The sequence below is a fragment of the Hylemonella sp. W303a genome, assembly GCF_046452315.1.
In the GTDB taxonomy this organism is placed as follows: Bacteria; Pseudomonadota; Gammaproteobacteria; order Burkholderiales; family Burkholderiaceae_C; genus Hylemonella.
This window is the reverse complement of record NZ_JBKFDG010000008.1, coordinates 1-13,573: the sequence shown is the minus strand read 5'-3', so window position 1 is coordinate 13,573 and position 13,573 is coordinate 1. Positions and strand designations below refer to the sequence as shown.

Here is a 13,573-nt window from a genome sequence, read left to right as displayed (position 1 = left end):
CCTTGGTTTACGCTCCCGGTCGGACCTACATCACGGCAGCAATCCATGAAAGCAGTCATTTTGGCCGGTGGCCTGGGCACGCGCATTTCCGAGGAGACCCACCTCAAGCCGAAACCGATGATCGAGATCGGCGGCAAGCCCATTCTTTGGCACATCATGAAGATCTACAGCGCGCATGGCGTGAACGACTTCGTGATCTGCTGCGGCTACCGGGGCTACGTCATCAAGGAATACTTCGCCAACTATTTCCTGCACACCTCGGACATCACCTTTGACATGTCCAACAACCGCATGGAAGTGCACCAGCGCCATGCCGAACCCTGGCGCGTGACCCTGGTGGACACGGGCGAGGACACCATGACCGGCGGGCGCCTCAAACGCGTCGCGGACTATCTGAAAGATGAAGAAGCGTTCTGCTTCACCTACGGCGACGGCGTGGCCGATGTGAACATCACCGAGGCCATCCGTTTCCACAAAGCCCATGGGAAGCTGGCCACCGTCACCGCGGTGCAACCTCCCGGCCGTTATGGCGCGCTGCAGATGCAGGGTGAGCAGGTCCAGGGATTCGCGGAAAAACCGCGAGGCGATGGTGGCTTGATCAACGGGGGTTTCTTTGTGTTGTCGCCGAAGTGCATCTCGCGGGTTGCTGGCGATGCCACGAGCTGGGAAATCGAGCCGCTGACCGGGTTGGCGACCGACGGCGAATTGATGGCCTTTACCCACAATGGCTTCTGGCAACCCATGGACACCTTGCGCGAGAAGAATTTGCTGGAGAGCCTCTGGGCCGAAGGTCGCGCACCTTGGAAGGTCTGGCGATGACACAGGCCGGGCCTGACGCGGCGTTCTGGCGCGGCAAGCGTGTTCTGTTGACGGGCCACACCGGTTTCAAGGGAGCCTGGCTGGCGCTGTGGCTGCAGCGCCTGGGCGCCCAGGTCACGGGCCTGGCGTTGGCGCCCGCCACGCAACCCAATTTGTTCGAGCTGGCGGGTGTTGCCTCTGGGTTGAGTCACCATGTCATCGACCTGCGCGACGCCGAGGCCGTGGCCCGCGTGGTGCAAGAAAGTCACCCGGACGTGGTGCTGCACTTGGCGGCCCAAGCCCTGGTGCGCGAAGGCTACCGTGAACCCGTGGGGACTTGGGCCAGCAATGTCATGGGCACGGTGCACCTGCTGGACGCACTGCGTCGGCACCCAGGCGCCAAGGTGGCGGTGTGCATCACCACCGACAAGGTGTACCGCAATCACGAGTGGCCCCATCCTTATCGCGAAGGCGATGAACTGGGCGGGCACGACCCCTACAGCGCCAGCAAGGCCGCCTGCGAGCTGGCCATCGCCAGTTACCGCGACGCCTTCTTGAAGGAGCAAGGCCTGGCTCTGGCCAGTGCCCGCGCGGGCAACGTCATCGGCGGAGGCGACTGGGCCGCGGACCGCCTGCTGCCGGATGCGGTGCGCGCCTGGCAGGACGGACGCGCCCTGGAGATCCGCCGCCCCGAGGCCACGCGCCCCTGGCAGCACGTGTTGGAGCCCCTGGCCGCCTACCTGGTGCTGGCCCAAACCTTGTGGACCGATGCGTCGGCCCATGTTTCTGCGGCCCAGGCCTGGAACTTCGGCCCCCTGCCCCACGAGCGCGCCACGGTGCGCACGGTGATCGATTTGGCGCGGACCGCTTGGCTTGGTGGCCAGGTGAATTACGCACAGCGCATCGAAGGTCCGCATGAGGCGGGCTGGCTGGCGCTGGACACTTCTTTGGCGCAAACCCGTCTGGGTCTGGCGCCGCGCTGGAACCTGGCGGAGTCGGTCGGGCGCACCCTGCGCTGGTACCGCGCCCTGCACGAGGGTGCTCAGGCGCGCGCGCTGTGCCTGGCGGATCTGGACGCCTGGAGCTGCGTGCAAGCGAGGGCAGCGGCGTGAGTGGCAGCCTGACCCTCACCGATCTGCCGCTCGCGGGTTTGAAGCGCGTGCAGCGCCGCCTGCGCGCGGACGAGCGCGGCGTCTTCGCCCGCCTCTTCTGCGCGGACGAACTTCGACCGGCCGGTTGGGTCTGGCCGATCGCGCAAATCAACCACAGCCTCAGCCGGGGGCGGGGGCTGGTGCGCGGCCTGCATTTCCAGCAGGCGCCGCATCAGGAAGCCAAGCTGGTCAGCTGCGTGCGCGGCGAGGTGTGGGACGTGGCGGTGGACCTGCGCGTTGGATCGCCCACGTTCCTGCGTTGGCACGCCGAGCGCTTGAGCCCGCAGGCCAGCGACACGCACGGCTCGGCCTTGCTGATTCCGCCCGGCTTTGCCCACGGCTTCCAGGTCCTGAGCGACGAGGCCGAACTGATTTATTGCCATTCCGCGCCCTACGCCCCGCAGTCCGAGCACGGCCTGCCCGTGCAAGACGCGCGCCTGGCCATCACCTGGCCGCTGCCTGTGCAGGGCCTGTCGGCGAGGGACGCGGGCTTCGCCCCCATCACGCCGGACTTTGTTGGAGTTGAAGTGTCATGAAATGCCGCCATTGCGGAACTGAATTGCGCCTGCCCTTCCTCGACCTGGGCAGCGCGCCGCCATCCAATGCCTACCTGACCGAGGCCGCCTTGCACGGTCCCGAAACCTGGTACCCCTTGCGCCTGCTGGTGTGCGAGAGCTGCTGGCTGGTGCAGACCGAGGACCACGCCGGGCGCGAGCAATTGTTCGACGCCGACTACGCCTATTTCAGCTCCTATTCCAGCTCTTGGCTCGCGCACGCGAAGGCTTATGTGGAGGCCATGCGCGCGCGCTTTTCGCTGGGCGCGCAGAGCAATGTGGTCGAAGTCGCCGCGAACGACGGCTACCTGCTGCAGTACGTGAAGCAGGCGGGCATTCCTTGCTACGGTGTCGAACCGACGACGAGCACCGCGGTGGCGGCGCGCAAGCTGGGCATCGAGATCGTGGAGCGCTTCTTTGGGGTGGCCCTGGCGCGCGAGCTTGTGGCTGCGGGGCGCAGCGCCGACCTCACCGCAGCGAACAATGTGCTGGCCCACGTGCCTGATATCAATGACTTCGTCGGCGGCTTCGCCATCCTGCTGAAAGAGCAGGGCGTGGCGACCTTCGAATTCCCGCACCTCTTGCGCATGGTGCAGGAGTGCCAGTTCGACACGGCCTACCACGAGCACTACTCCTACCTCTCGCTGACTGCGGTGCAGCGTGTCTTCGCGGCCAACGGGCTGAAGGTGTTTGATGTGGAGGAGTTGCCGACCCACGGTGGCAGCCTGCGGGTCTACGCCCAACGCGCCGACACCGGACGACATGTCTTGGCACCGGCCGTGGACGCCTTGCTGGCGCGTGAACGCGAGGCGGGTGTTCATGGCCCCGCTTTCTACGCAGGCTTCCAGCGCGAGGCCGAACGCATCAAGCGCGAGCTGCTGGAGTTCCTGCTGCAGGCGAAGAAGGACGGCCGCAAAGTCGGTGCGTACGGCGCGGCCGCCAAGGGCAACACGCTGATGAACTTCGCGGGCGTGCGCCCCGATTTGTTGCCCTATGTGGTGGACCTCAACCCCGCCAAGCAGGACAAGTACATGCCGGGCAGCCGCATCCCCATCGTGGGCGAGGCGCATTTGCGCCAGGACCGGCCGGACCTGGTGCTGATACTGCCCTGGAACCTGCGCACGGAGATCACCGCCCAGCTGAGCTACATCCGCGAATGGGGTGGACGCTTCGTGACGGCGGTGCCGCGCCTGACCGTGAACTGAAATTGTTGTAGATCACCACGTAAAGAGGAATAGACCATGGCGAACGATCCCCGTGACCTGAGCGGCTCCCGCCTGCAGAACGCCTTGCTGCAGTTGGGCCGCGACGCGAGCCTGCGCGTTGAACTGATGGACTGGCTCAAGCGCGCCGAAGGCCGCCTGAGCTATGGCGCCTCCGTGCGCGACGACATCACCGGCCCCATCATCGATGCCCTGCACAGCGAGCAGGACACTTACGAGAAGCAGCTGGCCGACGGCACGCGCTTCCGTTTTCTTTACCGCACCAAGATCGCGCGTGACTTCCTGCTGGCCGAGCAAGAGCGACCCAGCCATGTTTGGGAGCCGCAGACCACGCGCTTGCTGCAGCACCTCACTGCCCGCAGCTCAGGGGACGTGCTGATCGGCGGCGCCTACTTCGGCGACCACGCCGTGGTGCTGGGCGTGCAGCTCAAGGGCAGCGGCCGGCTGGTGCACTGTTTCGAGCCCAACACCGATCAGGCTGCCATGCTGACCGCCAACGGTCAGCTCAATGGTCTGGACAATCTGCGCATCAACAAGCTGGGGCTTTGGCACGAGAGCAGCCAACGCCTGAAGCTGGACGGTTTCGACTCCTTCGCCAACGCGGTGCTGGCCACGGGGGATGAGGGCTTCGAGACCATCACCATCGACGACTACTGCCAGGCGCAAAAGCGCGCCATTGGTGTGCTGATGCTGGACATCGAAGGCGCCGAACTGCATGCCTTGCAAGGTGCTGCCCGCGTGCTGGGCCAGGACAAGCCCGCCGTGGTGTTCGAGGTGCACCGTGACTACGTGGACTGGAGCGTGGGCCTGACCAACACACCCATCTGCAAGCTGCTCAAGAACGCGGGCTACCAGTTGTACGCGGTGCGTGACTTCAACACGCACCAGGAAATGGGCGATCGGCCCATCGAACTGATTCCCGCAGACAGCGTTTACCTCGAAGGCCCGCCGCACGGCTTCAACATGCTGGCCGTGGCCGATGCCGCCGCGATCGCGAGCCCGCTGTTCAAGCAGGTGAAGAATGTCAGCCCCAAGCTGCTGCGGCACAAATCGCCGGCCCTGCACCATCCGCTGGATGGCATGCCGGATTGAGTGGACGCTTCTGCTGTTTCCATGTCGCTGGACTGTCCCGACGGGTTGAGTCATGCCGACGACTGACGTTTCCGCGCCCGTGGCCACCCTCATCGGTGGTCGAGGCTTCGTGGGTGCTGCGTTGGCGAATCACCTGCGTTCGCAAGGTTGGACCTGCCATCTGCCTGAGAAGGGCGCGCTCTGGCCCGTGCACGGACAGCGCCTGGGCCATGTCTTCTATTGCGCTGGCCTGACCGGGGACTACCTGGCGCGCGCTGCCGACACGGTGGAAGCGCATGTCAGCTTGCTGGCGCGGGTGCTGCAGTCCGAGCAGTGGGATTCGCTGGTCTACCTGTCGTCCACGCGCCTGTACGACGGTCTGCCTGCGGGGCACCTCGCGGGCGAGGCGGACTTGCTGCCCGTGGCGCCGCAGGTGCCACGACATCTCTTCGACCTGACCAAGCTGGCAGGTGAATCGTTGTGTCACGCGCTGGGTCAGGGGCGCGCGCGCGTGGCCCGACTGGCCAGCGTGTACGACAGCCCGGCCGACCCGAACGGATTCCTGCCAGCGCTCTTGCGGCAGTTGGCCCAAATCCCGCGGGGTGGCGTGCTGGCCGTGGATTCCAACCCTCAGTCCGAGCGTGACTACGTGCACTTGCCGGATGTGCTGCGTGCATTGGTCGATATTGCGCTGCGTGGCACGCAGACGGTTTACAACGTGGCAAGCGGCCACAACGTCAGCAACGCGCAACTGGCCGCCTGGGTGGCGCAACGCACCGGCCGCCAACTGCAGTTCCGCGCGGGGTCCCCCGGTAAGGGCTCTGCGGTGGTTGACATTTGCCGGCTACGCGAGGACTTCGGCTGGCAGCCTGCGGGGCTAGAGGCCGTGATCGGACCGTGGTTGAACAACATTGGGAAAGACGATGAAGATAGTCAACCTTGAACGCAACCGCGTCGCGGCCTATGTGCAGGCGCAGATCAGGCAGTTTTTTCCGCTGGACGATCAGGCGGACTTGGCTCTGATCGATGCGCATGTGGACGAGGCCTTGCTGCGGGTCGGGCGGTGCATTGACCAGGTGCGCATGTGGACGCCGGGCCAGTTCGACGTGTTGCATTCCTCGCAGTACTGCATCTTCTTGTACTACCTTTCGAACACGATCTGGCGCCGCGAGAAAGTGCGAGGTGTCTGCACCAAGCTCTTTCTGCTGAACAAGGTGCTCAACGCCATCGACTGCTTTTACGAAATCGAGTTGCCCGAGGTCTTCTTCATCGGTCACTCGGTGGGCATCGTGCTGGCCAAGGCGACCTATGGCAACCACCTGGTGCTTTACCAGAACTCCACCGTCGGAAAAAACCACGGGGACGCGCCCGTGCTGGGGGAAGGGGTGATCATGTACCCCAACACCGCCATCATTGGTCGTTGCCAGGTGCGTGACCGCTCCTACATCGCCCAAGGCGTGAGCGTGATCAATCGCGACACCGAGCCGGGTTGCATTGCTTACCAGGGCAGCGGGGGTGGGTTGGTCTTCAAAACGCCCGGTCACGACATCCTCGCGGATTTCTTCCGCGACGTCTGAGCGCAGAGCCTCCCGGCTTTTTGACCCGCCCAGCGCTCGCGAGAGCCGCTCGCGCCCGAACCAGTGCGGTCCGGGCGCTCACGGTCGTTCAATTCAGACCTCGCCCAGGTACTCCCGCGCTGCTTGCACGTACCGCTGCGTGCGCTCCAGCAGTTGCTCCACAGGTTCCGCTGGCTTCAGCGATTTCAGCGCCTCCGCGAGATAGACCCGGCCAAACTCATGGTTGCCGTGGGCGTTCTCGATCTCGGCCAGGGCCGTGAGCGCCACTGCGTCGTGCGGTTTGGCGCTCAGGATGCGTTCGGCGATCACCGTGGCCTCGAACCAGCGCTTGCTCAGGATCTGGTTGGTCGCCGCCGCAGGGGCTTCGTCCGTGTCGGTTTTTGCCCGGGCAATCATGGTTTGCAGGCGCTCGTAGGCCTTGGTCAGGGGGATGCGCTCTCCGGGCGCGACGCCGACCTGGAACTCTTGTTCTGGCCAGGTCGGCGCTTCGCCGACCCAGGCCTCCACCTGGGCGAACACCTGCTCGGGTGTCCATTCCGGGTGGCTGGAGCCCGCGAGCCAGAGCATCCACATGAAGCGCAGCGCATTGCCGACTTCCTGCGTGTACACGTCCTCGCGCATCACCGTGCTGGCTTCCACCTCGTCGCGCAGGCCGAGGCGGATGCGGTTGAGCGACTCGACGTCGCTGGCCAAGCGGGACGCGATGGCCACGTACTCGTCCGGGTTGCGCGCGATCCAGTCGTGCCGCCCCATGTGCGCGAGCATGCCAACGCCCATGCGCGATTTCAGCGCGTCGCCGTTCATGGTGATCAGGGGCACGCCCATCCAGATCACGTCATTCGAGGTGGTGCCGCCCACCAGTGGGAAAGGGTCCAGGGCGATGTCAACGCGGTGGTAGACCAGGTACTGCTTGGCGTAGTCCAGTGGCACCAGGTCCAGGCGCGACACGTCGATGCCCAGCCGTTCACAACGGGCGCGGTAGGACGCGGAGAACTCAGGCAAGCCCAGGTTTTTGCCTTCGATCAGCAACCGGGAATTGGGCACAGCGGCCAGGATACGGCCCCAGAGTGCCAGCACCTCGTCGGTCAGCTTGCCCAGGTTGTTGCAGGAGCCGAAAGTCACGAAACCGTTGGCCAGCGCGGGCGTGGGCCGCACCTGGTAGGCCGGTTGGTAGCGCCACAGCGGGTTGCGGCTGTGGGGTCGGTAGCAGATCCAGCGGGTGGGCAAGCGGTACAACTGCTCGGTGTAGAGCGCCTCGGCGCCGGGCGGGTCGGTGATGCCATCGCTGAACCACCAGTCGATCGCGGTCAGGCCCGTGGTGCCGGGGTAACCGATGGTGAAAGCCTGCACCGGCGCCGGTTTGCGGGCCATGGTGGGCAGGGCATTGCCGCCGGTGTGTCCGCTCAGGTCGATGAGGATGTCGATCCCCGCTTCCTGGATGATCGCGGCCTGTTCAACGCTGTGCTTGAGGTGCAGCTTCACGTGGTGGTCCACATGGCAGCGCACCCGCTCGGCCGCGGTGTCCTCCAGCGTGCCCAGGTCAAAAGCCCAGATTTCGAATTGACGGCGGTCCAGCTGCGCGAGCAAGCCTTCCGCGAAGTACATCACCGCGTGGTTGTGGAAGTCTGGCGAGATGAAGCCCACCTTCAGGCGGCGCCAAGGTCCGCCTTCACGCCGCGCCGCGTGGTCGGGCCATGCGGGCTTGAGCGCCGCTTCGAAGGTTGTCCCGAAGTTGCGGGCAGCCTCGGCCATGTCTTGCACCGACGCAGCCGGGTCGGCCAGCATGAAGAGCAAGAGATTGGTGTGGTGGGCGATGTCGGCGGGGTTGAGGGCAATGGCCGCCTTGCAGTCCTCCACGGCTTCATGCACCTGGCCCAGCTCGCGCCGATGGATGGCGCGCTGGTTGAGCGCACCCAGTTTGTCTTCAGTGGACTCGGCCAGTTCCCAGGCCTTGTTGGCCGCAGCCAAACCCTCCTCGTGCAGCGTCATGGGGTAGCAGGAGCGCGCAAGGTGGATCCAGCTCAGCGCCTTGTCGGGGCGCAATGCGGTGACCTTCTTCAGCACCGGGTAGGCGTCGCTCGGCCGCCCTTCCTGCATCAAGATCTGCACGTAATTGATCAGCAACTCGGCGTCTTCTGGATGCATGGCCGCGGCTTGGCGGTAGGCCGCCAAGGCTTGGTCGGTCTTCTTTAACTGGTTCAGCGCGAAGCCGAGCATCTGGTGCGAACGCAGGTGACGCCCGTTCTTGCGCAGGGTCTGTCGGCAGAGCCGAACGACGGAGACCCAGTCATGCTTCAGGAAGGCTTGGCTGATCCTGACCGCGCTGGGGTCGGCTTGGTGCGAAGTGTTGGGTGCGGACACGGCAGGCTTTAGAGGGTCAAGTGCAAAAGAAAAGGCACGACCACACGGAGGGTGTGGCGTGCCTTGCGCGGGCGCCGAGAGCGGTAAGGGATCAGCCCTGCAGCAGCTGCAGCACGCCTTGCGGAATTTGGTTGGCTTGCGCCACCATCGCCGTGCCAGCCTGTTGCAGGATCTGCGCGCGCGACAAGTTGGCCGTTTCCGCTGCAAAGTCGGCGTCCAAGATGCGGCTGCGCGAGGCCGTCAGGTTCTCGGTCGTGATTTGCAGGGCATTGACGGTCGACTCAAAACGCGATTGCAGGGCACCCAGCTTGGCGCGTTCGCCGCTCACGAAGGCCAGGGCCGAATCCACCGTCTTCAGCGCGTCGTTGGACTTGTCCACCGTGGTGATGTCCAGGTCCGCTACCTTGTGCAGCGTGGAGGGGGTGTCCGTTCCCACGTAGGCGTTGGACGCGGCGACCGTCGCACCAGCGGCGTGGCTGAGCACGAAGGATTTGTTGGAGTCAAAGGTCACATAACCGCTGACGATCGCGTTCTCGCCTTGCGAGTTGGCGGTCAGCGTCATCGTGTTGACGGCGGACAGGGCGCCGCTGCTGTCCGGACGCATTTTCGAGATCGTCACGTTGCCAGCGTTGATCACCGAGGTGTCGGACACCATGATGTCATTGCCCGTGATGTTGGTCAGCACCAGGGCCGTGCCCGCGGCGTTGAGCGCGGCCACAACACCGGTCTTCGAGGACTTCTCGTTGACGGCGGCGATGGCGTTGGACAGGCCTTCGGGTGTCGAGGGGTTGGTCACGGAGAACGACACGGGTTCCGGGGTGCCGTTGTCCGACTGTATCGTCAGGGTGTAGGCGCCGGCCGACTGGAAGGTCATCAGGGAGTTGGTCCGCGCTTCGGCCGTGACGCCCGTGGCAGGCGTTTGCTGGTTGACCTTGCTCGCGACCGACTTGGCGGTCTCGTTGGCCACCACGTTGATGGCGGCGCTGCCCGCCGCCGCATTGATGGTGAAGGCCTCGCTGGACATGCCGTTGGCACCAAACGTCGCGCCTGTCGCGACGGTCGCGGCGTTGGTCGCCGTGTTCAAGGCTTGGTTGTTGCCGTACACCCCCGTGCGCAGGTTGGCGGTGGCGGCGATGATGGTCTGGTTGGCGTTGGCGCCAATTTGGAACTGCGCCGTGCCGAAGGTGCCGTCCAGCAGCTTCTGGCCGTTGAATTCGGTGGTGGCCGCGATGCGGTCCAGTTCGGCGACAAGCTGGATCACTTCCTGGTTCAGGGCTTGGCGGTCGCCCGCGCTGTTGGTGGCGTTGGCCGATTGCACTGCCAGTTCACGCACGCGCTGCAGGATGGCGCTGGCCGCGCTCATGGCGCCTTCCGTCACCTGGGCCAGCGAGATGCCGTCATTGGCATTGCGGGTGGCTTGCGTCAGGCCGCGGATTTGGCTGGTGAAGCGCTCGGAAATCGCCAGACCGGCGGCGTCGTCCTTGGCGCTGTTGATGCGCAGGCCGGACGACAGGCGCTGAATGGCCGTGCTCAACGACTTGTCGCTGATGCCCTGGTTACGCTGGGCGGTCAGCGAGTTGATGTTGGTATTGATGACGGCAGCCATTGAAAACTCCTTCAGTTCAAGTTCAGGGTTGCGGCCCTCACTTCACGGGATAGGCCGGGTTCCATGCCATGACTCCATGAGACGGAACCGGCATTGCGTGGGAAAGATTGTGGGTGGCGGGTTCTTGGGTGTTAGCTGGATAAATGGGGTGGAAACCCGCCAGTTTTCAAATTCAAGTCTCAAGTTCTCGCCAGACCTGCCGAAACGCGCACCCGCCCGGCCGAAGGGGGGTAAAGACCCGAAAGTGAGCACTCATTCGCCTCTTAAGTGAAAAAAAGGGAGGGAAAAGCACCTCTTTTCCTGCTTTAGTTCTAAAGTTTCTGGTGCTAACGGCCGATGCTGCAGCTGAGGACTGGTCTCTGCAGGGGGGTTTGGTCTTTGGCATGAGGTTTCTCGCGCCAAACACCAAGGCCGTTGCGCACAAGGGGGCTGGCCCGCGTTGCTTGCTGTGGAGACGCCATCTCCGCGGCTGGCTGTCTTCCATGAGAGTGCTGTTAATTCAGGAGATCTGCAATGGCATCTGTCATCAATACCAACATCAACTCGCTCACCGCCCAGCGTTATCAGGGCATCAGCGACAAGGCCCTGACCACGGCGATCCAGCGTCTGTCGTCCGGTCTGCGCATCAACAGCGCCAAGGACGACGCCGCCGGTTTGGCGATTTCCGAGCGCTTCACCGCTCAGATCCGCGGTCTGAACCAAGCCGCTCGCAACGCCAATGACGGCGTGTCCCTGGCGCAAACCACGGAAGGCGCGCTCAAGGCCGCCAGCGACATCCTGCAGCGCGTGCGTGAACTTGGCGTGCAATCTGCCAACGCGACCAACAGTGCCTCGGATCGCCAGGCTCTGAACTCGGAAGTGGCTCAGCTCGTCGCCGAACTGGACCGCATCTCCACCAGCACCGAGTTCAACGGCGCCAAGCTGCTCGACGGCACCTTCGGCACGGCTCAGTTCCAGATTGGCGCCAACGCCAACCAGATCATCGTGGCGGCCACGGCCAACGCCCGCACCAGCGTGTACGGCAACAACCAAGCGATCAACTCGGCGACCAACGCCCAGACGGTGGCTTCGGGCGCGACCTGGGGTGCCAACGGCATCTCCAGCGAGGCCTTCACCATCAACGCAGCGGCGGGCAGCGCGGCCATCACCGTGAACGCCAACGAAACCGCCCAGTCCGTGGCGACCAAGGTGAACCAGCAGACCTCCGTGACGGGTGTGACGGCTGACGCTCGCGCTGACGCTCAACTCAGCTTCGGTGCCACCGGCGCCTACACGCTGCAGCTGCGTTCGGACAACGGCAACAACCCCGAGGCGATCACCTTCAACCTGGCTGAGGCGAACACGCCCAGCGGCCTGGCTGCAGCGATCTCCGCCTTCAACGACAAGTCGTCCAAGACGGGCGTGACCGCCAGCCTGAACTCCGCAGGCACGGGCATCATCCTGACCAATGCCACCGGCAACGACATCATGGTCTCCGACACCGCCGTGCAGAACGCGGGCGCCGTGACGGTGAACAAGATGAAGGCGGACAGCGCCGGCGCCCTGGCCACGGTCAGTGCGATGACGCTGGCGGCCGACACGAACGCGCAAAACGCGATCGTCAGCGGTTACCTGACCTTCGACTCGAACAAGTCCTTCGTGCTGAGCCATGCCACCACGGTGGCGGCTTCTGGCGCCTACATCGGCACGGACACGGCTTCCACCCTGCACAAGGTGGCGGACCTGGACGTGACCTCGGTGGTCAAGGCGAACGATGCGATCAAGACGGTGGACGCCGCCCTGGCCTTCATCAGCGGTGAGCGCGCCAAGCTGGGTGCCCTGCAGTCGCGCTTTGAGTCGACGATCAACAACCTGAACATCACGGCGGAAAACCTGACTTCGTCGCGCAGCCGCATCGTTGATGCCGACTTCGCCGCGGAAACGGCCAACCTGTCGCGTGCGCAGATCCTGCAACAGGCTGGCACGGCCATGATCGCCCAGGCCAACCAGCTGCCGCAAGGCGTGCTGGCTCTGCTGCGTTAATACGCCGCAGGCTGGGGCGGCGCCCGCGCGCCGCCCCATGAGTGTTTTTAAGTAGTTTTTCCCGTGGCAGGCCTCGTGCCTTGCCCTCCTGTGACAGCCGGTGTACCTGAGAAAGGGCACCGGCTCTTTTTATTTCCGACGGCGAATCCTCTGATGTGATCTCCGGTGAAGAGGGGTTGTGCCGCCGCTTTTCCAGATTCAAGTTTTGCGGATCGCTGCCGATCGCGCGACGTTTTGCGGACGAAATCAGCCCAGTCCTGGGCTGAGGGTGTCCGGGAGCCTGGTTCAAGTTGACCGGGGCCGGGGCGATAACGGGTCAAAGGGTTTCAAAACCCGGCAGACACCGAGAAGCAGGCGCCAAGCTGGTTTCAAGGTGCTGCAAAGAGCCTCGAGAAGTAGGCATTCAACCCACCCCCGGCGCGACGCTGATACAGCAAGTGCCATTTTCTAAAAGCACAGGAGTTTTCAAATGGCTGCCGTTATCAACACCAACATCAACTCGTTGTCCGCCCAGCGCTACCAAGGCTTGAGCGACAAGGCCCTGAACACCGCGATCCAGCGTCTGTCTTCGGGCCTGCGCATCAACAGCGCCAAGGACGACGCCGCTGGCCTGGCGATTTCCGATCGCTTCACCAGCCAGATCCGTGGTCTGAACCAAGCCGCTCGCAACGCCAACGACGGCGTGTCCCTGGCGCAAACCACGGAAGGCGCGCTGGGTGCCGCCAGCGAAATTCTGCAGCGTGTGCGTGAACTGGCGGTGCAATCGGCCAACGCGACCAACAGCGCCTCAGACCGCCAGGCGCTGAACCAAGAAGTGGCTCAGCTCGTCGCCGAATTGGACCGCATCTCCACCAGCACCGAATTCAACGGTCAGAAACTGTTGGACGGTACGTTCGGCACGGCCCAGTTCCAGATTGGCGCCAACGCCAACCAGACCATCGTGGCGGCCACGGCCAACGCCCGCACCAGCGTGTACGGCAACAACCAAGCGCTGAACTCGGCGACCAACGCCCAGACGGTGGCTTCGGGCGCGACCTGGGGTGCCAACGCCATGGCGGCCGAGACCTTCGCGATCAACGCTGCCGCGGGCAGCGCGACGATCGCCACGGTGCTCAACGAAACGGCCAAGTCCGTCGCCACCAAGGTCAACCAGCAGACCTCCGTGACAGGTGTGACGGCCGAAGCCCGCGCCAATGCGCAGCTGAGCTTT

General features: G+C 64.4%; 11 protein-coding genes. 9 read left to right on the top strand and 2 right to left on the bottom strand.

Annotated features, from left to right (window positions below; genetic code table 11):
- Nucleotides 1-45: 45 nt before the first annotated feature.
- Genes rfbF through ACLBKS_RS14815 form a run of 7 tightly spaced genes read left to right on the top strand, consistent with a single transcriptional unit; the run spans nucleotide 46 to nucleotide 6,374 of the window.
- Nucleotides 46-819 (top strand): glucose-1-phosphate cytidylyltransferase, encoded by a 774-nt coding sequence (gene rfbF, locus ACLBKS_RS14845; RefSeq protein ID WP_410193589.1) that lies wholly within the window; start codon nucleotides 46-48, stop codon nucleotides 817-819.
- Complete coding sequence (rfbG, locus tag ACLBKS_RS14840; RefSeq protein ID WP_410193677.1) at nucleotides 816-1,910, top strand: CDP-glucose 4,6-dehydratase; 1,095 nt, start codon at nucleotides 816-818, stop codon at nucleotides 1,908-1,910. Before rfbF ends, rfbG begins: the two co-directional genes overlap by 4 nt.
- Nucleotides 1,907-2,485: a dTDP-4-dehydrorhamnose 3,5-epimerase family protein gene (locus tag ACLBKS_RS14835; RefSeq protein WP_410193588.1), complete on the top strand. Its 579-nt coding sequence runs from the start codon at nucleotides 1,907-1,909 to the stop codon at nucleotides 2,483-2,485. The genes rfbG and ACLBKS_RS14835 overlap by 4 nt, the downstream gene beginning before the upstream one ends.
- Complete coding sequence (locus ACLBKS_RS14830) at nucleotides 2,482-3,708, top strand: methyltransferase domain-containing protein (RefSeq protein WP_410193587.1); 1,227 nt, start codon at nucleotides 2,482-2,484, stop codon at nucleotides 3,706-3,708. Before ACLBKS_RS14835 ends, ACLBKS_RS14830 begins: the two co-directional genes overlap by 4 nt.
- A gap of 36 nt (nucleotides 3,709-3,744) precedes the next feature.
- Nucleotides 3,745-4,818: an FkbM family methyltransferase gene (locus ACLBKS_RS14825; protein ID WP_410193586.1), complete on the top strand. Its 1,074-nt coding sequence runs from the start codon at nucleotides 3,745-3,747 to the stop codon at nucleotides 4,816-4,818.
- Nucleotides 4,819-4,870: 52 nt separating this feature from the next.
- A complete protein-coding gene (locus ACLBKS_RS14820) occupies nucleotides 4,871-5,740 on the top strand; it encodes an NAD-dependent epimerase/dehydratase family protein (protein ID WP_410193585.1) in 870 nt (289 codons plus the stop codon).
- Nucleotides 5,721-6,374, top strand: a complete 654-nt coding sequence (locus tag ACLBKS_RS14815) for a hypothetical protein (RefSeq protein WP_410193584.1) — start codon at nucleotides 5,721-5,723, stop codon at nucleotides 6,372-6,374. Before ACLBKS_RS14820 ends, ACLBKS_RS14815 begins: the two co-directional genes overlap by 20 nt.
- Nucleotides 6,375-6,467: 93 nt before the next feature.
- Here ACLBKS_RS14815 and ACLBKS_RS14810 read toward each other — a convergent pair whose 3' ends face one another.
- Together ACLBKS_RS14810 and ACLBKS_RS14805 are read right to left on the bottom strand one after the other, a co-directional pair.
- The gene (locus ACLBKS_RS14810; protein WP_410193583.1) at nucleotides 6,468-8,735 is read right to left on the bottom strand and encodes a tetratricopeptide repeat protein; all 2,268 of its coding nucleotides are present in this window, start codon (nucleotides 8,733-8,735) and stop codon (nucleotides 6,468-6,470) included.
- Between the two features lie 91 nt (nucleotides 8,736-8,826).
- Complete coding sequence (locus tag ACLBKS_RS14805) at nucleotides 8,827-10,341, bottom strand: flagellin (RefSeq protein WP_410193582.1); 1,515 nt, start codon at nucleotides 10,339-10,341, stop codon at nucleotides 8,827-8,829.
- 513 nt (nucleotides 10,342-10,854) lie between these two features.
- Between ACLBKS_RS14805 and ACLBKS_RS14800 the strand changes: the two genes are divergently transcribed.
- Both ACLBKS_RS14800 and ACLBKS_RS14795 read left to right on the top strand, forming a co-directional pair.
- Nucleotides 10,855-12,363 (top strand): flagellin, encoded by a 1,509-nt coding sequence (locus ACLBKS_RS14800; protein WP_410193581.1) that lies wholly within the window; start codon nucleotides 10,855-10,857, stop codon nucleotides 12,361-12,363.
- Nucleotides 12,364-12,832: 469 nt separating this feature from the next.
- Nucleotides 12,833-13,573, top strand: a 741-nt coding sequence (locus tag ACLBKS_RS14795; protein ID WP_410193580.1) for a flagellin hook IN motif-containing protein, incomplete at its 3' end; no start/stop codon positions are given.

Coding starts and splice junctions, on each gene's coding strand:
- rfbF (WP_410193589.1), top strand. CDS start 46: ATGAAAGCAGTCATTTTGGCCGGTGGCCTGGGCACGCGCATTTCCGAG.
- rfbG (WP_410193677.1), top strand. CDS start 816: ATGACACAGGCCGGGCCTGACGCGGCGTTCTGGCGCGGCAAGCGTGTT.
- ACLBKS_RS14830 (WP_410193587.1), top strand. CDS start 2,482: ATGAAATGCCGCCATTGCGGAACTGAATTGCGCCTGCCCTTCCTCGAC.
- ACLBKS_RS14825 (WP_410193586.1), top strand. CDS start 3,745: ATGGCGAACGATCCCCGTGACCTGAGCGGCTCCCGCCTGCAGAACGCC.
- ACLBKS_RS14820 (WP_410193585.1), top strand. CDS start 4,871: ATGCCGACGACTGACGTTTCCGCGCCCGTGGCCACCCTCATCGGTGGT.
- ACLBKS_RS14815 (WP_410193584.1), top strand. CDS start 5,721: ATGAAGATAGTCAACCTTGAACGCAACCGCGTCGCGGCCTATGTGCAG.
- ACLBKS_RS14805 (WP_410193582.1), bottom strand. CDS start 10,341: ATGGCTGCCGTCATCAATACCAACATCAACTCGCTGACCGCCCAGCGT.
- ACLBKS_RS14800 (WP_410193581.1), top strand. CDS start 10,855: ATGGCATCTGTCATCAATACCAACATCAACTCGCTCACCGCCCAGCGT.